This is a genomic window from Lyngbya sp. CCY1209 (assembly GCF_035615495.1).
Classification (GTDB): Bacteria; Cyanobacteriota; Cyanobacteriia; order Cyanobacteriales; family Microcoleaceae; genus Limnospira.
The window spans coordinates 1-25124 of sequence record NZ_JAJENU010000388.1 but is presented as its reverse complement, the minus strand read 5'-3'; the positions used below and the strand labels follow the sequence as shown (position 1 = coordinate 25124).

The window sequence follows — 25124 nt, the reverse complement described above, 5'->3', positions numbered from 1 at the left end:
CAGTAGGGTGGGTTAGGCGCGGCAGTAATTTTTCGGAAAAACCCACAACTTTTCATCCGCGCCGTAACCCACCATTTATTTTTTAATTCACAGTTTTAGATCAAACATTCCACTACGCACTTTGGCTATCGCCAGTCGCTTTATTTATTCTCCGTCTCCTTCATTCAGTTTTTGAATAGTCGGAAAATCCTTCGATTTCGCATCATCCGCCGACGGAATAAAGTTTTTGACATTTTCCGCGCCGGCCCCTTGTAAAGCCTGCAATAAGGCGATACTTTGAGTCACCAACGTTTCGACATCGATGCCAAAATAACTCGGCTCGTAATCCCGGAGGCGGCGGATTCCTTCCCCCATCAACATGACGGCTCCCCGCCAATTTTCGTTGCCGAGGTGGTACAGGGAAACGGCGATCTGTAAAATCCCCTGATAAAATCGTTTTTCGGGTTCTCCGGCTTCCATCCACAGCGCCTCCAAGGTGTCGTGACAGGCGTAATATTCTCGGCGATTAAACTCTTCGATACCTTGCCAAAATTCTGCAGGAATTTCTTCGATCATCGGATTATCGGTTTTTTTGACGGAAATTGGAGGGAAAAAAGCCCCAGATTGATATCCGAGGCATCGCATTATTAAACCCTCAATAAACGCGCTTTCAATCCTTCGTTTTTCAATCCAGGAGTCTCGCCTAGACCATGCTATTTCGGGTCGCTTCCAATTCTTCCATCGTAATGCTTTGCTGGTCTCCGGCAAAATCATTGTCCGGTGTCAAGAACAGCATACAGTGACATTCTTTGCGTTCCCGCATGGGGATGCAAGGGCAGTTCCAGAAGGTGTCTTTAACCTCCGCTTCCTTATCTTCGTAGTGGCGGCAGGGACACAGGGGAGCGCCGAGATCGTCCTTGTGTTTGGCGAGTCCTTCAATCACCACCGCCGTCACCGAAGGATCGGCGCAGAAATAGGTTCCGGTCCGTTTGGCATACTGTTCGGCGAATCGCTTCATCGCCTCCAAGCTTTTTTGAGTGGAGAGATTTTCGTTGGTTTGCTCTGTCATAATCGAGGAAGCACTCTTGATTCAACGTGTTTAAATTGTAACGCACAACGCGATCGCCTTTGAAGTCCGACTGCCCGATCACCCCGGGCGAGGTGCGAAGTGCCGCACCCCATCCCCTCAACTTCGGGGCAGCCGCGGTCGAGTCCGACTAGGTTTTGACGTGGTATTCACCCAGCAAACGTTCCATAATTTCCTCGAACCGGTCGGCTTTCTCTCGGCTCTGTTGATCCCATTCCTCCGCAGAAGGAAGGTCTAGGGCCTGAGAGCGATCGCCGAATTGCGTCACCGTGTTGCGGAGGCGGGAGGATAAAAACTTGCTCACCGCCCGATAAAATCGGAGCGAAAATAAAGCGTCCACCTCCAACTTTTCCGACAATTTTTGTCGCGGCACCGACAAAACCAAAGAGGGTTCTGCCGCCGTCACGGTTGCCGAGGGCATACGACCATCCACGAAGGACATTTCGCCAAGAACTTCTCCCCGGCTCAGTTTGGCAACCTGCCGATTTCCCCATGCCGCCACCGATGCCACCAACGTCCCTTTCAAAACGATGTAAAGCGCATTGATCGGCTGGCCTTCCTCAATTAAAACCGTGCCGGATTCCAGTTCTTTTCGCTCGCCGTTCCTCAACATCCAATCGAGATCTCGATTGGTCAATTCGCCCAGAATAACCAGTGCTTTATTCATAAAGCCTCGAAAGTTCTAATGAAATTTTACCGTGCCATTTTTTCATGCGATCGATGGGGGAACGAAGCTGAACAACCCTCTGAGTTGCAGATGAAAACCCCGAGATCCGAAAATTCCCCCATCCCTACCCCTTCATCTCGCGCCAAATCTTAAATTTTCTTTAAATTTTACCCCCCAGCCACCTTTCTCAGAGGTTCGCAACCTCAGTATAACTGTAACATGAGTTGTTTGCGGTATTTCGGCGTGAGGGGATGTTCGTCGCCGAGCAATTCAAACACGGTGAGCATGGCCTTCCTCGCCCCATCATCCCGATATTTGCGGCTGATCCCGACCACTTTTAAAAATAAAGAAAGTGCCGGTTCGTATTCTTCTTTCAGCGCGTGACGGCAGGCGTCCGCAAAAAGCCGATCGAGTTCTTCTTCCCCGGGATTCTCGGCCATCGCCCGAAATTCACACAGGTTTTCCAACGCCCGGGCTTTAGAATAATATTGGCGATTATCTTCCCGGATTGTCGAGAGTAACTTTTTCGCCCCCTCAATCTCCCCCACCGAAATCAAAAAACTGGCAGCTTTCAGCGTCAACTCCGGATTGTCTGGATATTTTTCAAACAGTAAATCGAACAGGTGCTTCGCCCGTTTAAAATCCCCCGATCCGGCGGCGCTGTCGATCACCTCCAACCCCGTCTCCAACTCCGATTTCAAGCCAAATTTTTGCAGCACTTCCCGCAGTTGCGCCTCGGAAATTGCCCCCACAAATCCCGGCATCACTTCTCCCTCGCTGACGATGCGGATATCCGGAACCCCCTCGATGCCATATTGACTCGCCAACTCCGGAGAGCGATCGACATCCACTTTCGCCAATACAAAATCATACTCTCCGGCCAGCCGCTCCAACATCGGTTTCATCACCTGGCAAGGCCCGCACCAGGTCGCAAAAAAGTCCACCAGCACCACTTTTTCGGCCGACTTCGCCAACACCTCCGACTTGAAATTCTCTCCATTCACATCGATCGCATATCCCATCGAACCCTATCTCCTGTTGCTAAAGGTACAGATCTTCATGATAAAACAAGAGACGCAATCTGCTGATACCTGAAAGCTGATAGCTGAAAGCTCAAAAAAACCTGGCTTCCTGAGAAACCAGGCCTGTCATCGGACACCGAACCTCGAATTACCCCTTCACGCAAACCACCTGCCGCAGGGTGGCGACCACTTCCACCAGATCGGACTGTTGCTTCATCACTGTTTCGATGGGTTTGTAGGCGCCGGGAATTTCGTCGATCACCCCCCGATCCTTGCGACATTCGACTCCTTCCGTTTGCCGGATCAGATCGTCGATGTCGAACTGTTTTTTCGCCCGGGTGCGGGACATCAGGCGCCCCGCCCCGTGGGAACAACTGCAATAGCTGTCCGCGTGGCCCTTGCCTTTGACGATGAAGGATTTGGCCCCCATCGAACCGGGGATGATGCCGTAGTCCGTCTCTTTGGCCCGCACCGCCCCCTTGCGGGTGACGTACACTTCCTCACCGAAATGCACCTCTTTTTCGGCATAATTGTGGTGGCAGTTCACCTCCAACAGCGGTTTGGTGGGCTTTCCGCCCGCGATCGCCCGTTCGACGATGCCCTTGAACCGCGCCATCATCACGTCCCGGTTGAACCGCGCGTAATTCTGCGCCCACTGCAAATCCCGCCAATAGGCCGCAAATTCGGGGGTTCCGGCGACAAAATAAGCCAGATCGCGATCGGGCAGCTTTTCCTCGGCCAATCTCGCCAATTCTTTGGCCGTATCGATGTGCCGCTGCGCCAACATATTCCCGATGTGGCGGGAACCCGAATGCAGCATCAGCCACACCTGGTCATCCGCATCCAGACACAGTTCGATAAAGTGATTTCCACCGCCCAAAGATCCCATCTGTTTGAGGGCTTTCCCCTCCAGATTTTGAACTTTGGAATGGAGATCTTTAAACTGTTTCCAGCCCTGCCAATTCGACACCGGCGTTTCGACCTCTTTATTTTGGTTGAAACCGACGGGAATCGCCGCTTCAATTTCTTGGCGAATGGTTTTGAGTTTGCCTTCCAATTGGTCGGCGACAAAGGGCGTTTTAATCGCGCACATTCCGCAGCCGATATCCACGCCGACGGCGGCGGGAATGATGGCTTCTTTGGTGGCGATGACCGAGCCAACCAGCGCCCCTTTCCCGAGGTGGACGTCGGGCATCAGGGCGACGTGCTTGAAGACGAAGGGCAGGGAGGCGACATTTTTCGCCATTTTGGTTTCCGCCGCTTCCAAATCGTGATCCGCCCAGGAGAGGACGGGGTTGGGAGCGGAGAGTTTTAAGGGTTTGTAAGGCATGGTTTTGAAATGGGTAATAGGGAATTGGTAATAGGGAATGGGGAATATAAATCAATGAAGATCCCCCTAAATCCCCCTTGGTAAGGGGGACTTTGATAGTATTCTCCCCCCTTTTTAAGGGGGGTTGGGGGGGATCTTCACGCCTGTAAAATCGGAGGATATCTCCCCAAATCCTCCTTACCAAGAGGGACTTTGAGTGGTTATATTTTGGTATTGTATTATTTTTGTAGTATTATGTCAACCCCGTGGAGATATCGCAAGTGTCGCGATCGCATATTAACTTTCCTACACCCGGTCAGAAAGCATGACGATCGCGATCTGGGCGAGTTTTTGGGCGGCACCGGGCGCTCCGCGCACTTCTCGGAGACTATCGCGCATTTTTTGCAGGGATTCCGGGTTTTCCAGGTATTCCAACACGCGATCGGCGACTATTTCGGGTTTCAGCTTCCCCCGCAATTCCGGGACAATTTCTTCCCCCGCCCAGATATTCGGCCAAGCCAGCAATTTATGGCTGCGGTCCAGATACCACAGTGCGACGGCGTTGATGCCTTTGGCGAGGGGCGTCCCCACGCCGGGGAGGTTGGCCAGAAGGCCGGGAATTCCGTCCCAGGCCCGCATCGCGTCGAGTTGGTAACTGGGGAGTAAAACCATCATCGGTACGCCCAAAGCCCCCAATTCTGCGGTGTTTGCGCCGATGGTGGTGAGGGCGAAACGGCAGCGGGACAGGAGGTCGTGGGCGGGGGTTCGGGTATGGAGGGACACTTGCAGCCCGTCTTCGGTTTGTAGTACGGCGCGATCGCCCTCTTGGAGGAGGTTTGCGGAAATGCCGCCGAAACGGTCGGCGAGGGGGTTGTGCCGCGGGTCGGCGAGTCGGGCGAGGGTGGCCAGATCGACGGTGGGGGCGACGGGGATGACGAAGCGGGTTTGGGGGCGACGGCGGCGGAGAGATCGGGCGATCGCCAAGGTAAAAGGAACGCCCTGGACGAGTTTGGCCGCTTTCGATCCCGGCAGCAGCGCAATTAATTCTTCCCCGGTCGTTTCGGGGATATTTGGGGAAATGTCGGCCATCAGATCGCCGATGACGGTACATTTGGCGGCGTATTTTTTGGGGATGCGGGCGACAATCTCGGGTTTCATGACCCCGAATCGGTCGATCCACCGCCACCAGCGGACGTCCCATTCGCCGTAGACGAGGCTTTGATATCCCAGACGGCGGGCGACGATGGGGGTGAAGGCCTGGTCCCCGCCGAGAAAAATCACCAAACCGCGATCGCGCCAGTCCCAGTTTTGCGCGGTTTTCCCCCGCAGCAGGAAGGGCCAAAAGTGTTCGGGGCCCTGGACTCGCTCGATTCCGAGGTGCGATCGGGCGATGTCCACTTCCCGTCCGGTGGCGTTGGGACAGGGGGAGAGGATCAGGGAAATCCTGATATCGAGGTTGTCGGGGCGGTTTCGGCGGAGGGCGTCGAGGACGGGACGCACCCAGGTGGTCAGTTCTCCGGGGCCGTTGGAGAGGATGAGGATGTCGGCGGTTGCGGGCATTTTTGGGGGTGGGGGATGGGTTGCGATCGATCAGAATACTGGATTTTGAAGCAGTTTGAGGCGATCGCTTCAGTTCTGATGTCGCGCCGTCGCCAGTCATCTGGCCCGGTTTTCAACTATCTTACATATTTTTAGAAAGACAATTAGCCCGAAACAATCTCAGTATATTGCGCCTTCGCTCGTTGTCTAAAATTATCGAAATCGATTACCTCTGATGTTTTAGCCACTTCCCAAACTTCATTAACAATATCAGTTAAGGTAGGAATTACGAGTAAAACATATTGACCGACACCTTTTCCACTTTTACCCGCGATTTTCATTGCAGAGGGCATTTTCTCGGGAAAATCTTGCCAATCCTGGCGAATCCAAAAGACATCATCATCTATCACGACAAGCTGCTTATCTCTCAAACTGTCGTCGAACCCGCTCTCATTCAGGAATTGGACGATTTTGCGAACAGCCTGAAGTGAAATTTCTTTTCGCAGATGCTTGATAGCCCGAATTTCTAGAATTTGCTCCCATGTGTAGATAACAGTGGGTTTGCGGGATTTGCCGAATCTCTGGGGGACGACCAGATCCTTCTTCTCCAGATATTGAAGGCGATTGGACGTGGTTTCGGTCAAAGCCAGGGTTTCCGTTCGCGTGAAGCCTTCTATGAGAGACATGGGGCTGATATCAATACAACGTATGACGATTTGCAAAATTTATAATACATTTGACGATCGCTTGCCATCAAAGTGATATTATATCCTAAAGCGGTTTCAACCTGAACGCCTGAAACGATAGCTTGGGGTTATGTCAACATCTCGGATGCTAGAACTAGCTCACCAAAGGCTTTACTGGCCTGAACCCGACCAGATCTGGGAACCTAGCGGATCTGGCCCGAAGGTTTATGCTAAGTTGGCCCGCGAAAAAATTGGAGAAAAACTCAAGAGAGAATTCCGCGAGGATACTCAAGGACTAAAAGTTAGCGTACTAGCAGCCAACCCAAAGGGTGATGAAACGGAAGCACCGCTGGCTATTATTTGCCAGTTTAGTAGACCTGTCTCTCAAGAAATAATTGAGAAAACGTATAGGCTGGCTTGGAGTTTCAGTCGGGCGCGATCTTTGATCACAATAGAGCCTCAACTGCTTCGAGTTTGGTCATGCTGTGAACCTCCAAAAGACAAAGATGAGGAAGAACCCAACTCGGTTTTCAGGATTACTGAGAATGATCTGGTCGAACAAGCAGCAAATGCCCTTCAGTGGGTTGAATTGGTTTCTGGAGAGTTTTTCCAAAAACACGAAAACCGTTTCCAAAGAAGTGGTGCGGCTGACCAAATGCTGTTGTCAAATCTCAAGGAAGTTCGACAGCAGCTTCAGAATAAGGGATTGGATAGTGAAACAATTCATGATTTATTAGCAAGAATAATTTTTATTCAGTTTTTATTTCAAAAACAAGATTCTAACGGTATACCTGCATTGAATAATACGATCTTAGAAGAGTTGCATAGACAAGGCATTCTATCTAAGGTATACGGAGAAGGAGAATTGCCCGAAATCCTTGACAATTTTGATGATACCTACAATCTCTTCCGTTGGCTGAACAATAAGTTTAATGGTGATTTATTTCCCGGAAAAGGAGAAACCGAAGACCAACGGGAAGCTGAATGGCAAGCTGAAATACAAAGGGTTCGCAGAGAAGGTAATCGCTATTTAACTACTCTTGCCGAATTTGTCAGAGGAGACTTGGATATGGGTAGTGGGCAACTTTGTCTCTGGCCCTACTATTCTTTTGATGTTATTCCTCTTGATTTTATTAGTAGTCTTTATGAAGAGTTTGTCACTCAAAAGCCAAAAAAGATAAAAAAAATAGGGGCAGGAGTTCACTATACACCCGAATATATCGTTGACTTTATTTTAGATGGTGTCCTTCCTTGGAATGAACTTGAATGGGATCTGAAAATTCTCGATCCAGCCTGTGGCTCAGGAATCTTTTTGGTAAAGGCTTTTCAGCGATTAATTTATCGGTGGGAAGTGGCTCACAATGGTCAAAGAATACCGGGCGATGTTCTCAGAACTTTGCTGGAGAAGAATCTTTTTGGTGTTGATATTGATAAAGAGGCGGTTAGGGTGGCATCTTTCAGCCTTTATTTGACCATGTTAGATAGTATCGAACCTTCTGAGTATTGGGAGAATGAAGTTCGCTTTCCTAGACTGCGGGATAAAAGATTAATATGTGCTGATTTCTTTGACGAGACTTGCTCTGGATTCCGCAGTAATTTAGATGCAGGTACTTATGACTTAGTTGTTGGTAATGCTCCTTGGGGCGAATCAAGTAGCACGCCAATAGCTAAAAGCTGGGCTAAAGAAAATAATTGGACAATAGCCGATAATAATATCGGTACTCTTTTTACTGCAAAATCAATTTATTTGATAAAACAAGGTGGTCTTTTGTCATTGATACAGCCTGTCTCAACACTTCTTTCCAATCAACAAAAACCCGCCAAAAAGTTCCGAGATAGGTTGTTTGAGGAAGTTAAAATTGAGGAGATTGTCAATTTGTCAGCATTGAGATTTAAAATATTTTCCAAGGCTGTTTCTCCGCCTTGCATCATGTCGCTGCGCCGAACTACATCTGGAGGAGAACCTTTTTACTATATTTGTCCCAAACCCAATCAAGAGCAAGAAGATACTTATAAAATTATTATCGAACCGCCAGATCTCCACATAGTTTATCCACATGAGGTCAGAAAAAATCCTACTATTTGGTCATCTTTAATGTGGGGAAATAGACGGGATCTTCAATTGATATCTAGATTGAATAATGCTTCTAATTTAGCCAAACTTAAAGAACAGGGAATCGCCAAAACTCGCCAAGGAATTATCAGAGGAACCAAGAGAAAAAAAATTGAATTCATCAAAAATAAGAGAATATTAGAAGGTCCTCGATCATCCAACTTGATTGAAAATTCTTTTTTGATTTTAAAATCCGATGATTTGCCGATCAATGATAATGATGAAGTTCACTGGAAAGACTCCACAAGCTTCTCGGCATTTAGAAGTCCTCAGATGATCCTAAAAATGAGTTATCCAAGTCAAAGAAAACGGTTTTTAGCTGTCTTGATTCAACCCGAGAAATCGGGCGAAGGAATTGTGTGTTCGGGCAGTTATGTCACTGTCCATATTGAACCTGAAAATTTATCAATTATGGAAGCAGCTTGTTTGAGCTATAATAGCAAACTAGCTGTTTATTATTTGCTTTTATCAAGTCATCGATTTGCAAATTACAGACCAGAGATTAAACCTTCAGATTTGCTTCGTGTACCCATTCCTGATCGAGTTACGCTCTCCATAGAAGATATCCAGAGTTGGGAAGACGTTGATGAAGCTGTCCGTGCTGCATTTTCTTTCAAGGACAGTGAATGGACTTTAATTAATGATTTGTTTGATTACACTTTGGCAGATTTTAAGGAGGGAAGTAAATCTTCTCCTGGACGACAGAAAACTTGTCGCTTAATCCATCATTCTGTTGATAACCTACAGGAACCTCATTTGACTCCATATTGCGAATATTTTATGCGGGTAATTAGAGCCAGTTTTGGACAAGAAAAAGAAGTCTGTGCAACGATTTTTCAAGAATCAAATGACGATTATTTGCCGGTTCGTTTAGTTGCGGTATACTTAAACAAATTCATTCATAATGGAATTAAAATAGAACCGATAATTTCTCATCTTTTACTCGAACGTTTGAATGAGGTGAATGACTTTTTCATAAATCAAAATAATTCTGGCGCTGGAGGAATTTTTTATCAGCGTGTCGCCAGAGTTTATGAATCAACTGAGTGGAATGGAGAACCAGTACCAACGATTTATCTGATTAAACCAGATAAAATTCGCTATTGGACTCGTTCTATGGCACTACGAGATGCCGATGAAGTTGTAGCTGACATTATGGCTGCAGCATACGGTAACAATCAAAGTTTTTAATTTATGAATATGTTTAGGGATAATCTACCAGGTACAACAGGTAGAACAATTACAGATCTGCTGCTAGAAAAGCCAGGATATGATGAACTTATTAAAGAATGGCCAACAGGACTAACTGATCAGGCATTTGAGTTTGTATGGCGTGGATATGATCTGCTAAAAGATGAAGTTTTAGATCGGGTTGATTGTAATAAAGCTGACAAGCAAATTGAGAAAGATACAACTTCTAATTTAGAGTCAAGAATAGGAAGGGTAATGACAAGAGATGAAGCCTTCGATGAAGCCTTTGATGTACAGCATGAAGCACCTGAATTTACAACAACTTATTCCAATCAAGCTCAACCACCATCCTATGATATTGCATTTATCTTACGAGCAAATCCACAAATTAAACTGCCATTAGAAGCAAAGGTTTTAAAGACGGAAGGAAAACTTTCCGAGTATATTAAGGAGATCAAATTCAACTTCTTGACTTGTCGATATTCACCCTTTTCTAGTGAAGCAGGAATGCTGGGATATTTGCTTACAGGAAATCCCAAAAGAGTGTTTAAAAATATTGAAAAAAAAGTGCCTTGCACTTTATCCGATCATCCCGATTTTTTGGATCGCGATCATAAAGTCTCAGATCACGATCGCACCGTCCCCCCAAACAAACCATACCCGAAAAAATTTCGTTGTCATCACTTAATTTTAAACTTGCAATCTACAAAAAAATCGAATGTAAGTCAAGAAACTAAATCAACCAAAGTTTCTAAGCCAGTATCAGATAGTGAAGAATAGAGAAGCGATCGCTCTATACGTTTAAAGTCTCTCTTTATTTTTGTTGGTTGTTTGCGATCGAGATTTTAAGAAAATTTAAAATTTAAGCTCCAACATAATCGTCATTTTTGTGATAGCAGAGATTGCCTCGGGTTAGCCGTTCTAAAATCACGTCACAATTTTGGATTTCGATACCGATCCAGTGGCGTTTTTTGGCTTCACAGACTGCGTAGGTCGTCCCGCTGCCGCCGAACGGATCGAGAATGAGATCGCCGGGGATGCTGGAGAGTTCCACGACGCGATCGAGAATTTTAGTGGATAACTGATTGGTTTTGCGTTTTTTGCTTTTGAACTTCCAATGTCTGACCGGAGGAATGTCATTCCAAACGTCCGTCAAATTGACTCCCAAAGGATTCATGGCTTTTCGATGTCCGCCGTAATCTTTGATTTCGCCGCCGCAATGGCGACAGGTTTCGATGGGGGTTCTGATCTTGCGAAAGGTTTTGGGTTTTCCTTTGGTATAGTAAAGAAGGCTGTAATGGCTGGGATACAAGCGGTTTTTGATCGGCAAGCCGAATTTGATATCGATCGCGATCCAATGGCGGAACGATAACCCCCGTTCCACCAAGTGGCTTCCCAGTAAAATATTCCACTTGGGCAAGTTGTAAAGAAAAAAACTGCCCCCTTCTTTGAGGACGCGACAACACTCATCGATCCCAGATTTGCACCATTCGATATATCGACCTTCGCTCAAATCATCATCGTGTTTTTCACCATATTGTTTGCCCAGGTTGAACGGTGGGTCGGCAAACACGACATCGATAGAATTGTCATTAATTTGGGGCAATATATTTAAACAGTCTTCCTCAAATAAAACTCCCCGCTTGGTGGTCAAGTATGGCTTTGGAGGACTGCTGATATAATTTTTGTAGGGAAAATCGGGAGAGCGATCGAAATCGAAACAGAGTTGATTGACCATCATGTGAATCCAAAAGCAGAGATGGGAATATCTTGGGGGAGAGACTGGCATAGGAGGCGATCGCACCATCCCCCAGGCGATCGCGTTTCCCGGGTGGATGGTTGCGGAAACATCGAGTTGGAATGAAGTTTACATGGGTTCAAAATCCTCCTTGCTCACGCCGCACACTGGACAAACCCAATCGTCGGGAATGTCTGAAAACGGGGTTCCCGGTTCGATTCCACCGTCCGGGTCGCCGACTTCCGGATCGTAAACATACCCGCAGACATTGCATACATATTTCTGCATAAAAATCCCCAATTGTGACAGGAATGATGGTTGACAGAAGAAACTCATAGAGGTCTTACTAATTTTACCAGAAACCCGGATTGGAGGGCAATCTTAATTGGGTTAATTTTTGAAATGGGGGCGGGTCGAGATACAGAATGTCGCCCGACCCGCCCCGAGGGTAATATTAGGCTCCCGAAGGTCGGGCTATTTTAAGCGGGTTGCAGTTCTTCCACGGTTTCAATCGTCCAATTGTGGGCGTCACACATTTCCTTTAGGGTGTCCATAAATTTCTGAATTCGGGCTTTTCCAGCCCCGTAACCGAGTTTCAAAAATCCCACGTCTCCCCCGGCGGTAATGAGGTCAATTTCACAATAGTCGAACTGGGCATAATTTAAGATCAGAGTCGTTGACAAGTTGGCGGAAATGCGGGCGGAGAAAGACTCTTCGACGATGACGGTAACATTTCCAAACGTGCGGACGACCGGGTGGGGAAACTGGTCACAGAGTTCCTCGACCAACCGATCTAAATAAGAACCTCTGAGGATGATTTTTTGGACGTTCATTGAGTTGCCTCTCCGAATTAAAATGACGGTGTTTTAATGGCAGAATCGGCGATCGCGACGGTTCGGTTTCAATTCCACTCGACCGGCGACGATACCTGCCTGAATCTTAATCATCAAAGCCGGATCTGGCAACCCGATCGCCCCGGGTATTTTTCGATACGGAAAATGGCCCGATTGTCGGGTATTGTGGAGGTGACGGAACGGCGGTCAGAGGGCCTCCATTCCTAACACCCGGCATCGCCCGCAACCGGAATGTCCAAGGTTTGGCCGTTGCGTGAAATTCGCAGCGTTCCCGATTCAATTGCGACGGATTCGAGTCCGGGTTCCCCCAATTTGACCTCGATCGCGACCCGGATCGTCTCGTCGGGGCTGATAAAAACTTGGCCGGTTTTTTGACCGTAGAAATCCTTTCCTTCCGCTTCGATGCGTCTGAAATTCACGAACTTGCCATCGACTTTCATCAGGGCGGTACTTTCGAGGAGGCCGTTGAAGAAAATCAACCCGTCTTCGTGGGTTCCCGACCCTTTCCAGAGAACCATTCCACAACCACCTCCGCCGATTTTCAAGAGTTCTTCAAAGGTAAAAGAATCGACCAAGGGCGGTTCGGCGGAAACTTCGATCGCGGGGGAAGAAATGATGGGAACCGGGTCCGATTGTGCGATCGCCGGTAGACTCGAACAAACCGTCATCAACAATAGCCGAAAAACAGAGGATAAAATAGGTTTCATCGATCGCCTCGTGAAAAATAGATTGACCTGCAATTTTTAGTATATTCCGCCACCGCCGATCTCGCGATCGCTAGGAGTCCGATGTATGATTGAGGACTCGGTAAAGCAAAATTTGTTTCGACAGGCGAATCAGTTGATAGCGTCCCCGTTCCGCCAAAACGGGATAATCTGTGGGATCTAACCCCAATTTCTGCAAATCTTTGGGGCGGCTGATGGCGATCGCGGTATCCGATTCCGGGTCGTTTTTTAAGGATTCAATCACATAAAAAAGCGGGGGACTTTGGATTTTAAAAAAATCTCGAATTTCAAAAAACTGCACGGGTCGGCGGGTATAAAAAACCACGCTGGGTTTTTCAAATCCCAGCATCCACAATTCTTCGTCGGCCTGCCGAACCGTTTCCACTCTTTCCGAAAGGTATCGCAGGGGCAGTTGTCGGGCTGCATCGACCAAGAATAAACCGGGAATGAACAGCAAACCGAAAAATAAAATAAATCCCAGAAAGTTGGGGATCAAAACCAGACGCCAGCGATCGCGATGGGTGGCTTCGCGATCGCGTATCATCCAAGTGATACAAACGGCCGTCGCCATCCAGATGACACCGCCGACGACGGGCAAACCGGAAGTTCTGACCCATTCCGGGAGGTTTTGAACGGCGGGATCGGGGCCGATCAAATTGGGGCTGACAAAAATGGCGATCGCCACCGCCGCCAAAAACAAAATATTGACAATGACGGTGACAAAAAATCCCCGGTTTTTGGCAAAACTGAAATCGCGGTTTTGGGTCAGTTCTTCAGTCCAGAAAATCGCCACAGAAATCGCCGCCGCCGGCATCAACGGCAGGACGTAGCTGGGGAGTTTGGTAACGGAGACGGTGAAGAATAGGAAAATGCAGGAAAACCAGAAAAAAGAGAATAATTTTAAATGAGTGAATCGGGGTTGGCGGGTCCAGGGCGATCGCTTCCAAAATTGCAGGCGGGAGAAGGCGATCGGCAAATAAACCGACCAGGGCATAAAGCCGATCGCCACCACGATAAAATAGAAGTACCAGGGGGCACTGTGGCCGTTGACGACGCGGGTAAACCGTTTAAAGTTGTGGTAGCCAAAAAAGGAATCGATGTAGGTTTGACCGTTTTCGAGGATCACCAAAACATACCAGGGGACGGTGATCGCCCCAAAAATAATCGCCCCCCAAATCAACCCCATTTCCCGAAACACCGAGAATAAACGATTGACATAAATCAAAAAACAGAGGATAATTAAACCGGGGAGGACGACACCAACCGGCCCCTTCGCTAACACCGCCAACCCCGTCCAAATGTAAAATCCCAAATACCATTGATTGGGAAATTGGAAATGAAAAATATCCCGAAATTTTACCGTTTTCGGGGGTTGCTTTTCCGGGGTGGTGGCGTAGCCCCAAAAAAAGCTGAGAAGGCCCAACCCCATGCAGCCACTCAACAGCATATCGGACACGCCCTGCCTCGCCCAAACCAGGGTTTCCAGGTTCAACGCGGCGATCGCGGAACCGATCCAGGCCGACAGCCACAGATCCCGACGATCGCCCGAGGGCACCCCGAACCGCCGCAGGGTGAAGAAACACCCCGCCATCAGGGCGATCGCGGACAGGGCAGAGGGCAGTCTCACGGCCCACTCGTTCACCCCAAAAATCGAATAACCGATCGCCATCAACCAATAAATAAGCGGGGGTTTGTCGAAGCGGGTTTCCCCGTTGAAATAAGGGGTGATCCAATTTCCCGTCACACTCATCTGGCGGGCGGCTTCGGCGAACAGCGGTTCGGTTTCGTCCACCAAACCGACGCTGCCCAGATGCCACAAAAAGGCAACGATCGCGATCGCCACCAACCCCGCGATCGCTGCGATTCGGCCCGCTTGGGGCTGGACTGGCCCGCGTCTGATGGTATCGGCGAATTTCAACCTGTTGACCCTCCCAAATTTCAACCACGACCCCCCAATGTAGCAAGAATGACCGAAAAAACCATTTGACTCGAAAGGCATTCTCCTGGTATTTTGCCGTTTAACGGGTCTTTTCTGAATTGTTTTTGCCAATACGGGTGTATATGAAAAAACCGCTGCTGCCGCCCCATCCCCTCCCGCTTCTCATTTTCCTCGGCAGTTTGCTGCTGTTTTTTTGTAGCAGTTGGCGTCACGCTCTGTTTCAGTCCAACGCCTTCGATTTGGGGATCTTCGACAACGGCATTTATCTGATCAGCCGGGGAGAGGAACCCTTCGTCACCTTTCGGGGCATCCACATTCTCGGCGACCACGCCGCCTGGATTTTATACCTCCTCGCCCTCCCCTACAAAATTTATCCCGATGTCCGCTGGCTGTTCGCAGTCCAGGCGATCGCCCTGTCCGCCGGGGCGATCCCGACGCGATCGCTGGCCCTGCAGGCGGGGTTGAAGGAAAACCAAGCCAACCTAATGGTGGCGGTTTACCTGCTGTATCCCCTGATTTTCAACGCCAATTTGTTCGACTTTCACCCGGAAGCGATCGCCGTCCCCCTGCTGCTGGGGGCCATTTGGGCGGCGAGGGCGAACCGGGTGGGGTGGTTTTCCCTGGCGGTGATATTAATTTTGGGCTGCAAAGCCGTCCTCTCCCTGACGGTGGCGGCGATGGGGATCTGGCTGTTAATTTTTGAACGGCGGCGACGCTGCGGCGCGATCGCCTTGATTTTGGGCGCGGCCTGGTTTATCATTGCCACCGGTATCATCATCCCCCATTTCGGCGACGGCGGGCCCGAAGCCGTGAGGCGATACAATTTTCTGGGGGACTCGCTCCCGGAAATCGCGAAAAACCTGTTTCTGAAACCCGGACTGGTTCTGAGCCGACTCTTCACACTGCCCAATTTAGAATACCTGTTGCTGTTGGCGGTTCCCGTACTCTGGGGACTCTCGCCCCGCCATCTCACCCCCTTGATCGGGGCCGGACCCCTATTGGGACTCAACCTCCTCAGCGACAGCCTCCAGCAGAAAAACCTCACCCAACACTACTCCCTCCCCATCCTGCCCTTTTTGTTGCTGGCCGTCATTTCCACCCTGTCGGCGGAGGGCGGATGGCTGCGAAATCCCCGCCACATCCTGCTGTGGTCCCTGGTCGCATTTTTCGCCCTCGCCAAATACGGCTATTTCGGGTCGCGATATCTCCGCCATTTCGACACGGTGTCCGCCACCGGAGAAGCCGTCGCCCTCGTCGATACCCCCGGAAGCGTCCTCACCGCCGACCACATCGCCCCCCACCTCACCCACCGCCGCATCGTGATGCTGGCAGCCCGGGGAGCCGAAACCCTCGACCTGAAAGGGTTCGAGTGGGTTCTCCTCAACGCCAGCTATCCGGGGTGGAACAGTTCCCCGGAACTTGTCGAAACCCTCATCGTCCGGCTTCAAAAGACCCCGGAGTTCCGACTCGAATACGAGCGGGATGGGGTGGTTTTATTTCACCGAGAGATCCCCGGTCCCCATTGATGGGTCGGACCGCCGGAATTTTGAAGAGCCCGAGTGATGATACACAGGTTAGTACAGAATTAATTGATAACCGATGTCTGGTATTCACCCCGTTCCCGATTCCGAGCGACCTGCAATTCCCCCCACGCTTCCCGCTGTGGAAGAGACGGGCCCGGCAGATCGCATCATCGCCCCAGCAACATCCCATCCCGAATCGGTTTCCGGTCGGATGATGGAGTATGTCAGCCACGCCATTTTCATCGTGGTCGCCCTGATGGTCATGGACTGGTTACACCACAGCCAACTCCCGTCAGTGCAGGTGGGCCACCGTCCCCATTCAATTCCCGGCGATCGGCCCATTCAAGAGATTCCCATTCTCGAACAATTGAAAAAGAAATTTTTATAAAACCTAGTGAGAGGGGTGAAGGAAAAATTCACCCCATTTTGAAGGGTTAAAACTCACCAACCCATCGTCCCGGCGCCGCCTTTGAAGGGGCCGACGATATCTTTCGTGATCCAACCGCCGTAAAAGTCGCCCGTCTGGGCCTGTACCAATTCGTCATCCACATAACACTCGTCCATGAGACTGGCATAGAAACTGTAGCAATCCCGGATATCCACAAAATCGGGCGTGGGTTGGACGTAACACCAAGCCGCATTGGGGACTTTTTGATCGCCGACGACGACATCGTAGTAGACACAAACGCCCTTCCACTCGCACATCGTTCGCCGGGAAGTTTCCACCAAGTATTCGAGTTTGATATCCTCCCCCGGAATGTAGTAGGTCGGGGGGTGGCTGGTCTCCAAAACCCGCTTGCCGTTGCGGGTGTCCGCCAGGGTGACGCCGTTGAAGATAATTCGCAGGCGTCTGTCCGTGTCTTCCAGTTTCGCCGGACGGGGATAGTCCCAAACGGATTCCTGACCGGGGCCTGGGGGGATGGGTTTGGGTCTGAAAAAATTCATTTTAAAAGTTGGGGATTTGTTTTTTTTACAGGACTCCGAGTATTATAAATTATTCGTTTCAACTTTGCCAGGATGGAGAACGCGGGGCGACCTGCAGCCCCCCTCGGTCGGTGAAATCCTTCGGAAATGTCGGCGACCCGACCGGCTCCAACCCACCATTGCCGGCGGCGATATTGGAGATAGCTGATCCCAAATTCGGGTGATCAGAGTTGCAAAATCTGGTCAAATTTTCAAAAAAAATGAGTCAAAATGATTGACTCATCGGGGAGATTGAAAAGGAGTATTCGTCGGGATTTTAGTCGCGACGATCAGACCGAGTTGTTCTCAACGGCGACCTTCTCCTCGGTCGGGGCGCTCGGGAGTGTTTTCGGACTCGGTCGCACAGTTGATGATGGAGATTGGGAAGCCGGGAAGTTCCGACTCAAATTTTGGATTCAATTCCGATGGCGATCGCGCCGCAGTTTCGGCCAGGACTGGACTCCCAAAACTGCCCAAAATGAGGGCGATTGTGGCGAAAAGTTGAGCTTGATATTTCATGGAAAATGCTACCTTATCTGTCTGTAAATCAATGCCGGACTGTCGCCGAATTTTCCGGAAAAAAAATAAATCACAATTGCCCATCGCCACGGGAATCCCATTCGAGATCCCCAATTGTCTCGGTGGCGGCCGCAATATTAAGCACCCCGAGCGGATGGAAATTTGCCATAAATTTCCCTCCGGAATACCCGGTGGTTGGGTTGACCCTGATCGAAAATAAAAATGAAGGTTAATTCAGTGTCAGTAGATGCGTCGGATTAAACAACACCGTTTCGATGGAACGATCGCGTCGTCCGGCTCGGAGATCGTTCCGGAATTGTTCTCAATTCAATATAAACGATCCCACCGCCAATCGGGACTCCATTTTGTCAGGTTTTTTTGCAAAATTTGTCAGGTTTTTTGAAAACCCAAACGGAGTTTGATCGCTGCGAGGACGGGAATTGGGCGACAATTCTGCGTCAGAATGGGGGGCGATCGCGCCGGATCGCCTCCCACAAACTGACCCTTTTAAAAGCATTGTCGGGAGAGCTGAAGCCGGAATTTGACCCGATTGAAAGACGGGTCATAAAACCGGATTTGATTTTCTATAATGGGCAATGAGACAGTGCGCGATCGCTCCCACTCATCATCCGCATTGACGCGCCGATGCCTTCTCGTCTGCGGTCAGTCAGGACGCGCCGTGATCGACATTCGGCGGCTCGAAACGATGATGCTTTCGATGCTATACTTTAACCTCGGCGGCCGCTACCTCGGTGGGGTTCGGCATCGGATTGAGGATGGGTTTCTGAGATGGCTTCAGTCATTTTCAAAATCGCAGGTAAGGACGAACCCGAAGACTCGGGAACAATGGTTTTCATCTGATTGATTTGTCGGTCGCCCGGGCTGAGTAGCACCAAGCCGGACAGCAGAATCAAGCTGTAAAGGCGCATGAGGGAGTTGTCCGTGAGAGTGTCTGCTATTTAATACGACTGTTCTCTCAACCGTCCGGTCAAAATTTAAAATTCATGGAAACGGGAGAAAATTACATCCCCAATTCCCCGTTTTTAGGAGGGGGTTCGGTTCCCCATTTGCGATCGCCATTCCCATCCGACCGCCCGATTAGAGACCCTGGCAGGTGGCCGGAATGGAACCAATACTAACGGCTTCATCGGACGGATTTGTTCCCACTCTCGAAGCGAAGCCGAAAAACAATAGAAAGTCGGGCGCGTCAAAACTTCAATGACGATGGACCGCCGGCGGTCGCCCTCAGATGGCCGACAACCGCACCCGGCCCGACGGAGAAATGCTGTATAATCAAGCCGGTTCAGTTTGCCTCCTAAAATCTCCCCCCAACCATGACCGATCTGCAACAGTCCACCCGCGACCAACAACACCCCCAATACAAAAGCGATCGCGACATCGCCAACAACCTACTCAACAGCCGGCAACCCACCGAACGCGATCTGGCCGAGTTGGCGCGGCTGAAAATTCGCTACCAGGGCTTTCCCGGCGCCCGGGATATCCAGCGGGACTTGGAGCGAATCATGAAGCAGTGGAACTACACCGAAGACACCCTGTTCGAGACAACCCGAGAAATTCACGCCAAAGGCTTGGTTTACCGGGGAAATCAAAGCGATCGCGAGGATTGGGTCTGAGAAAAATCAATCATTAACAATTCCCGACTCCAGTCGCCCCCCAAAAAAATCATCTGCGAAAATCTGCGAAATCTGCGGACAAGGATTGACATATTATGCATCGAATTGCTGCCACACCTGGAGGATGGAACCCGGACGCGGAGGGGGTTGTTTTTATCGAACAGACTCCGGCGCCCATTGTCATTCTCACCGCCGCCGATACGGAAATTCAGACGTTGGCGGGCGCGATCGCCGATCTGCCCCCGGACTTCCCCGATTTGCGGGTGACAAACCTCCTCAATTTGCAACAGCAATTGACGATCGATACCTACGCCGACGAGGTTTTGAGTGGGGCGAAAGTGGTAATTTTGCGGCTGTTGGGGGGGCGCTCTTATTGGTCCTACGGGTTGGAAGTTTTGGCGGAATTAGCCGATCGCACGCCAACCGAGATCATTATTTTACCCGGAGACGATCGCCCCGATCCGGATTTGATCAGTCAATCCACCGTGCCCCTATCCGTCGCCAACCGCCTCTGGCGATATTTGAGTGAGGGGGGGGTGGAAAATGCGATCGCCGCCCTGCAATTTGTCTGCGATCGCTATTTGGAAACCGATTATAACCCGCCCCCGCCGGTTGCCATTCCCCGCGTCGGGCGCTATCCTTGGCGATTTTCTGGAACCCCAGCCCAACAACGGGGGGGATCTTCGGTCGGGATTTTATTTTATCGCGCCCATTATTTATCGGGCAATACTGCCCCGATTGATAGTTTGTGTGCGGCTTTGGCAGATCGCCAAATCAACCCGGTTCCCCTGTTCGTCTCCTCCCTGCGAGATCCCGAAATTCAAACTGAAGCGATCGCCCATCTCGGCGACGTTCAAGTTATTGTAAATACCACCAGTTTTTCAATTTCCGCGATCGATTCCGACGAAATTTCCGGCGATCCGTTCTTTTCCCTCGACGTTCCCATTTTGCAGGCGATTCTCAGCGGCGGGACGGAAAATCGGTGGCGGGAGAGCCCTTTGGGATTGTCTCCCCGCGATGTCGCCATGAATGTCGCCCTCCCGGAAGTGGACGGGCGAATTATCAGCCGCGCCATTTCTTTTAAAGGTGTCAAAAACCGCGATCGCCGTCTGGAAACCGATGTCGTCCACTACGAACCGGCGGGCGATCGGGTGGAATTTGTGGCGGATTTGGCGACAAATTGGGTGAAATTGCGACAAAAGCCCCCGCAGCAACGGCGGATCGCCCTGATTCTCGCCAACTATCCCACCCGCGACGGCAGACTCGCCAACGGCGTGGGACTCGACACCCCCGCCAGTTGCGTGGAAATTCTCAAGGCGTTGAAATGGGCGGGATATGAAATATCGGATTTTCCAACAACGGGCGATGATTTAATTAAAGCCCTCACCGCCGGAGTCACCAACGACCCGGAAGGGCGCGATATCCGCATCTGGCGACAGTTTTTAAAATGGGAAGATTACCTGTCTTATTTTAACACATTGCCCGAAGTTGTGCAAGATGGAATTAAAAATCGTTGGGGTCGCCACTTTTTCGAGAATCCCCCGGAAGTTTTGCCAATTTCAGGATTGCAATTGGGGAATATTTTTGTGGGGATTCAACCGGCGAGAGGTTACGACATCGATCCGAGTCTGAATTATCACGCCCCGGACTTGGAACCGACCCCGGAATATTTGGGTTTTTATCATTGGCTGCGATCGCGCTTTCAAGCCGATGCGGTGGTGCACGTCGGCAAACACGGGAACCTGGAATGGTTGCCCGGTAAGGGGGTGGGATTGTCGGCGAATTGTTACCCGGAAGTCGCGTTGGGGCCGATGCCACATTTGTACCCGTTTATCGTCAACGATCCGGGGGAGGGTTCCCAGGCAAAACGGCGATCGCAGGCCGTTATTTTAGACCATCTCACGCCCCCAATGACGCGGGCGGAGTTATACGGCCCGTTGCAACAATTGGAAGGGTTGATGGATGAATATTACGAAGCCCAAGCCTTAGATCCCTCGCGGCTTTCAAAAATTGGCGATCGCATTGTTGAGTTAATCCGCAGCGAAAATTTATATCGGGATTTGGGATTGTCTGACGGACAGGTGGCGGCGGAATTGTTCGGGGCGATCGACGGCTATTTATGCGAGTTGAAAGAAAGTCAAATTCGGGACGGTTTGCACATTTTGGGGCGCTGTCCGGAAGGGCGACAATTGCGGGATTTAATCGTTGCGATCGCCCGCCATCCGAGTCAGAATCGATTGGGTTTGACCCGAGCGATCGCCCAAGATTTGGGGTTGGAATTTGACCCCCTGACGGCGAATCCCGGCGATCCGTTTGAGAATCGGGTTAGAAGTAGAAACCGGGTTTCTGAGGACAATTTTGACGAGAACCCAGACACTCTCATAGAAACCCGGTTTCTTGACAACAGCCAGGGGAGTAGAAACCGGGTTTCTGAGGACAATTTTAATGAGAACCCAGACCCTCTCATAGAAACCCGGTTTCTTGACAACAGCCGGACGGTGGGAGATGCGATCGCCGCGATCGAAGATCGAGCCGCCATTTTAGTCGAAAAATTAATAACCGGAAATCCCGAAGAATCGCCGGGGGAATTGACCCAAAAAGAATTGATTTGGATTGAAACAAAACTGCTGCCGAACCTGCAAAAATGCGATCGCGAAATTGAGAACTTGCTGCGGGGACTCGGCGGCGGATATGTGCCCAGCGGTTCATCCGGTGCGCCGACTCGGGGACGGCCCGACGTCCTCCCCACCGGGCGCAATTTCTACGCCGTGGACATCCGCGCCATCCCCACGGAAACCGCTTGGCGGGTGGGCCAGTTGGCAGCGGAGGCCCTGGTGGAACGCTACACCCAGGACCACGGCGAATATCCCCGCACCCTCGGCCTGTCCGTGTGGGGCACTTCCACGATGCGGACGGGGGGCGACGACATCGCCCAAGCCCTCGCCCTGCTGGGGGTTCGGCCCGTTTGGGAGGGGGCCTCGCGGCGGGTGGTGGATTTCGAGATCCTGCCGATCGCGATATTGGGACGCCCCAGAGTTGACGTGACGCTGCGGATTTCCGGGCTGTTTCGGGATGCGTTTCCGAATCTGATCGACCTGTTCGATCGCGCCGTGGAAGCCGTTTCCAGCCTCGAAGAAGCCCCGGAAGACAACCCCCTGGCCGCGGCGGTGCGCCGGGAGGCCCAAACCTGGGTTGAGGAGGGGTTGACGGCAAATGAGGCGATCGCGCGATCGCGGTTGCGGGTGTTCGGGTCGAAGCCGGGGGCCTACGGCGCGGGGTTGCAGGGGTTGATCGAGGCCCAAAATTGGACGGACGACGCGGACTTGGCCCGGGCCTATCTGAATTGGAGTAGCTACGCCTACACCGGGGGACGGGGAATTGCGGCGCCGGAAGCCTTTGAAAGCCGCCTCCGACAGATGCAGGTGGTTTTACACAACCAAGATAACCGGGAACACGACCTGTTAGATTCCGATGATTACTATCAGTTTCAGGGCGGTTTGACGGCAGCGGTGCGGACGCTGCGGGGGGAAAATCCCGAGACGTATTTTGGCGATAATTCGAGACCGGAAAATCCGAAGGTGCGGCAGTTGCGGGAGGAAATTTCCCGGGTGTATCGATCGCGGGTAGTGAACCCGAAATGGATCGCCGGGGCGATGCGGCATGGCTACCGGGGGGCGTTTGAAATGGCGGCGACGGTGGATTATTTGTTCGCCTACGACGCGACGGCGAAATGTGTGGAAGATTTCATGTATGAGGGGGTGGCGGAGGCTTATATTTTGGATGAAAAGGTGCAAGAATTCGTCCGCGACAAAAATCCTTGGGCGCTGCGGGATATGGCAGAACGGCTGCTGGAGGCGAATCAGCGGGGGATGTGGCGATCGCGTGACGGCAAGTTGTTGGAGGAGTTGCGGGCGATCGTTTTGGAGGCGGAAGGGGCGATCGAGAATAATTTATAATTATTAATTTTCGGAATTGATAAGGAGGGGGGGAAAATTGAACCACAGAGGCACAGAGGACACAGAGATTTTTTTATTACCAACATCAATAAAAATTCCATCTTATTTTGCTTTTGTAGCACAGGCATCTTGCCTGTGAGAACAAACGATAACGGTGCATTCCCAACCTTCAAAAACCGACTTTAACGATGAAGGATGAGTGGGAATGCACCCTACACAACTAAAAATTATCCTCGCCCCGTAGGAGCCTCTATCGGGGCGATCGCACCGGTGCGTCTCGTCCCCGACAGCGATACCCTTCCCATCGCTAAAATCGGCTCCAGGGGCGCTTTTCGCCATTCCCAATCCCTGCTGTTTTCAACTGTTAAAATCTGCGATCGCGGGAATGGCGGGAGTTCATCCGTGCGGAGGGAATGAGAGTCCCCGACAGACGATCGCCCTCCATCACCGCCGAAGAGTGCGATCGACCTTCTGTAGATTACAATAGGAATGAATTGTACGGGAGAACTCCATTGGCATTTGAAGAACTGTTTCAAATTATCGAAACACTGGTGATGTGTCATTCCCCCAGCGGTGACGAAGACGAAATCGATCGCCTCCTCCTCGATCGCTTTTCTGAATTGGGGGTGGAAGTGGGGAAAGATGAGGGCGAAAATATGATCGCAAAAATACCGGGGAAAAACCCCGATCGCGCCATCGCCATCACCGGACATAAAGACGAAATTGGCGCCCTCGTCAACCATGTCGAACCGGACGGACGGGTGAGAATTCGCAAACTCGGCGGATCGTTTCCTTGGGTTTACGGCGAAGGGGTGGTGGACTTACTCGGCGATCGCGAAACGATTTCGGGAATTCTCAGTTTCGGTTCCCGCCACGTTTCCCACGAATCCCCTCAGAAAGCCTTGCAGGTTGACGCGGCGTTGAATTGGGAAGTTGCCTGGGTGGAAACGAAGCGATCGCCCGAAGAACTCCAGAAAATTGGCGTGCGTCCGGGAACCCGCGTCGTCGTCGGAAAGCACCGGAAAAAACCATTTAGACTCGGCGACTATATCGCCAGTTACACCCTCGACAATAAAGCCTCCGTCGCCATTCTTTTGGCGTTGGCGGAGCAAGTTAAAACGCCTCCGGTGACGGTGTATCTCGTCGCGTCTGCCAAGGAAGAAGTCGGCGCGATCGGGGCGTTGTATTTCACGAACCGCACTCGCCTCGATGCCTTGATCGCCCTGGAAATTTGCCCCCTCGCCCCGGAATATCCCATCAAAGATGGGGACTCTCCGGTGTTGTTATCCCAGGATGGTTATGGGATTTATGATGAGGGATTGAATGCCGAATTATTGGATGCAGCCAATTCAGAAAATATCCCCGTTCAACAGGCAATTATTCGCGGCTTCGGCAGCGATGCGTCCATCGCCATGAAATTCGGGCACGTCGCCCGCGCCGCCTGTTTGAGTTTTCCCACCCAAAATACCCACGGTTTCGAGATCGCCCATTTGGGTGCGATCGCCCATTGCATCCGCCTGTTGACGAGTTATTTAAGTTGATCGCGACTGATGACACCAAAGCGCAGATATAGCAACGTGAAATCATGGGTAAAACTGGGCGGTTTCCGAGCCCCCAGAATTGGGGGTTTGGGGGCCAGACAATTTTCCGAGCCCCCAGAATTGGGGGTTTGGGGGCCAG

Annotated in this window: 24 protein-coding genes; 9 read left to right on the top strand and 15 right to left on the bottom strand. The window is 50.8% G+C overall.

Annotation, left to right across the window (positions count from 1 at the left end):
* Nucleotides 1-144: 144 nt before the first annotated feature.
* The 7 genes from LKE08_RS11265 to LKE08_RS11235 all read right to left on the bottom strand — a co-directional run bounded on the left by LKE08_RS11265 (nt 145) and on the right by LKE08_RS11235 (nt 6289).
* Nucleotides 145-555, bottom strand: a complete 411-nt coding sequence (locus LKE08_RS11265) for a DUF309 domain-containing protein (RefSeq protein WP_324704319.1) — start codon at nt 553-555, stop codon at nt 145-147.
* 127 nt (nt 556-682) lie between these two features.
* A complete protein-coding gene (locus LKE08_RS11260; RefSeq protein ID WP_324704318.1) occupies nt 683-1048 on the bottom strand; it encodes a ferredoxin-thioredoxin reductase catalytic domain-containing protein in 366 nt (121 codons plus the stop codon).
* A gap of 148 nt (nt 1049-1196) precedes the next feature.
* Entirely contained in the window at nt 1197-1733 is a 537-nt protein-coding gene (locus LKE08_RS11255; protein ID WP_324704317.1) for a cyclic nucleotide-binding domain-containing protein, read from the bottom strand.
* A 203-nt stretch (nt 1734-1936) separates the two neighbouring features.
* On the bottom strand, nt 1937-2755 hold the full coding sequence (locus tag LKE08_RS11250; protein WP_324704316.1) for a tetratricopeptide repeat protein: 819 nt from the start codon (nt 2753-2755) through the stop codon (nt 1937-1939).
* A 148-nt stretch (nt 2756-2903) separates the two neighbouring features.
* A complete protein-coding gene (locus tag LKE08_RS11245; protein WP_324704315.1) occupies nt 2904-4085 on the bottom strand; it encodes an RtcB family protein in 1182 nt (393 codons plus the stop codon).
* A 285-nt stretch (nt 4086-4370) separates the two neighbouring features.
* Nucleotides 4371-5624, bottom strand: coding sequence for a lipid-A-disaccharide synthase (locus LKE08_RS11240; RefSeq protein ID WP_324704314.1), 1254 nt, complete (start codon nt 5622-5624; stop codon nt 4371-4373).
* Between the two features lie 143 nt (nt 5625-5767).
* Complete coding sequence (locus LKE08_RS11235; RefSeq protein ID WP_324704313.1) at nt 5768-6289, bottom strand: MerR family transcriptional regulator; 522 nt, start codon at nt 6287-6289, stop codon at nt 5768-5770.
* Nucleotides 6290-6434: 145 nt separating this feature from the next.
* Here LKE08_RS11235 and LKE08_RS11230 point away from each other — a divergent pair, with 145 nt between their 5' ends.
* Both LKE08_RS11230 and LKE08_RS11225 read left to right on the top strand, forming a co-directional pair.
* On the top strand, nt 6435-9593 hold the full coding sequence (locus LKE08_RS11230) for an Eco57I restriction-modification methylase domain-containing protein (RefSeq protein WP_324704312.1): 3159 nt from the start codon (nt 6435-6437) through the stop codon (nt 9591-9593).
* A 3-nt stretch (nt 9594-9596) separates the two neighbouring features.
* Nucleotides 9597-10373, top strand: a complete 777-nt coding sequence (locus LKE08_RS11225; RefSeq protein ID WP_324704311.1) for a hypothetical protein — start codon at nt 9597-9599, stop codon at nt 10371-10373.
* Between the two features lie 82 nt (nt 10374-10455).
* Here the strand turns inward: LKE08_RS11225 and LKE08_RS11220 are convergent, their stop codons facing one another.
* The 3 genes from LKE08_RS11220 to LKE08_RS11210 all read right to left on the bottom strand — a co-directional run bounded on the left by LKE08_RS11220 (nt 10456) and on the right by LKE08_RS11210 (nt 12164).
* Nucleotides 10456-11334, bottom strand: coding sequence for a site-specific DNA-methyltransferase (locus LKE08_RS11220; RefSeq protein WP_324704310.1), 879 nt, complete (start codon nt 11332-11334; stop codon nt 10456-10458).
* A gap of 126 nt (nt 11335-11460) precedes the next feature.
* On the bottom strand, nt 11461-11619 hold the full coding sequence (rd, locus tag LKE08_RS11215) for a rubredoxin (RefSeq protein ID WP_324704309.1): 159 nt from the start codon (nt 11617-11619) through the stop codon (nt 11461-11463).
* A 191-nt stretch (nt 11620-11810) separates the two neighbouring features.
* Complete coding sequence (locus tag LKE08_RS11210) at nt 11811-12164, bottom strand: hypothetical protein (protein ID WP_324704308.1); 354 nt, start codon at nt 12162-12164, stop codon at nt 11811-11813.
* A 36-nt stretch (nt 12165-12200) separates the two neighbouring features.
* Between LKE08_RS11210 and LKE08_RS11205 the strand changes: the two genes are divergently transcribed.
* Nucleotides 12201-12392 (top strand): hypothetical protein, encoded by a 192-nt coding sequence (locus tag LKE08_RS11205; RefSeq protein ID WP_324704307.1) that lies wholly within the window; start codon nt 12201-12203, stop codon nt 12390-12392.
* On the opposite strand, the gene LKE08_RS11200 is transcribed toward LKE08_RS11205, so the two are convergent.
* Nucleotides 12389-12892 carry a hypothetical protein gene (locus tag LKE08_RS11200; protein ID WP_324704306.1) on the bottom strand — a complete coding sequence of 168 codons (504 nt, stop codon included), beginning with the start codon at nt 12890-12892 and terminating at the stop codon, nt 12389-12391. The genes LKE08_RS11205 and LKE08_RS11200 overlap by 4 nt on opposite strands.
* Nucleotides 12893-12962: 70 nt before the next feature.
* A complete protein-coding gene (locus LKE08_RS11195; protein ID WP_324704305.1) occupies nt 12963-14828 on the bottom strand; it encodes a glycosyltransferase family 39 protein in 1866 nt (621 codons plus the stop codon).
* A gap of 143 nt (nt 14829-14971) precedes the next feature.
* On the opposite strand from LKE08_RS11195, the gene LKE08_RS11190 reads away from it, so the two are divergent.
* Nucleotides 14972-16375 (top strand): DUF2079 domain-containing protein, encoded by a 1404-nt coding sequence (locus LKE08_RS11190; protein WP_324704304.1) that lies wholly within the window; start codon nt 14972-14974, stop codon nt 16373-16375.
* A gap of 73 nt (nt 16376-16448) precedes the next feature.
* Nucleotides 16449-16760, top strand: coding sequence for a hypothetical protein (locus tag LKE08_RS11185; RefSeq protein WP_324704303.1), 312 nt, complete (start codon nt 16449-16451; stop codon nt 16758-16760).
* A 53-nt stretch (nt 16761-16813) separates the two neighbouring features.
* Here the strand turns inward: LKE08_RS11185 and LKE08_RS11180 are convergent, their stop codons facing one another.
* Both LKE08_RS11180 and LKE08_RS11175 read right to left on the bottom strand, forming a co-directional pair.
* A complete protein-coding gene (locus LKE08_RS11180) occupies nt 16814-17317 on the bottom strand; it encodes a DUF427 domain-containing protein (RefSeq protein ID WP_324704302.1) in 504 nt (167 codons plus the stop codon).
* 324 nt (nt 17318-17641) lie between these two features.
* Entirely contained in the window at nt 17642-17854 is a 213-nt protein-coding gene (locus LKE08_RS11175; protein WP_324704301.1) for a hypothetical protein, read from the bottom strand.
* Between the two features lie 399 nt (nt 17855-18253).
* Between LKE08_RS11175 and LKE08_RS11170 the strand changes: the two genes are divergently transcribed.
* Entirely contained in the window at nt 18254-18454 is a 201-nt protein-coding gene (locus LKE08_RS11170; RefSeq protein ID WP_324704300.1) for a hypothetical protein, read from the top strand.
* A gap of 128 nt (nt 18455-18582) precedes the next feature.
* Here the strand turns inward: LKE08_RS11170 and patX are convergent, their stop codons facing one another.
* Nucleotides 18583-18783 carry a heterocyst-inhibiting protein PatX gene (gene patX / locus LKE08_RS11165; protein WP_324704299.1) on the bottom strand — a complete coding sequence of 67 codons (201 nt, stop codon included), beginning with the start codon at nt 18781-18783 and terminating at the stop codon, nt 18583-18585.
* Nucleotides 18784-19188: 405 nt separating this feature from the next.
* On the opposite strand from patX, the gene LKE08_RS11160 reads away from it, so the two are divergent.
* The 3 genes from LKE08_RS11160 to LKE08_RS11150 all read left to right on the top strand — a co-directional run bounded on the left by LKE08_RS11160 (nt 19189) and on the right by LKE08_RS11150 (nt 24985).
* Nucleotides 19189-19488 carry a DUF3288 family protein gene (locus LKE08_RS11160; protein WP_324704298.1) on the top strand — a complete coding sequence of 100 codons (300 nt, stop codon included), beginning with the start codon at nt 19189-19191 and terminating at the stop codon, nt 19486-19488.
* 95 nt (nt 19489-19583) lie between these two features.
* Nucleotides 19584-23444, top strand: a complete 3861-nt coding sequence (gene cobN, locus LKE08_RS11155; protein WP_324704297.1) for a cobaltochelatase subunit CobN — start codon at nt 19584-19586, stop codon at nt 23442-23444.
* A 512-nt stretch (nt 23445-23956) separates the two neighbouring features.
* The gene (locus LKE08_RS11150) at nt 23957-24985 is read left to right on the top strand and encodes a M42 family peptidase (protein WP_324704320.1); all 1029 of its coding nucleotides are present in this window, start codon (nt 23957-23959) and stop codon (nt 24983-24985) included.
* Nucleotides 24986-25124 lie beyond the last annotated feature (139 nt).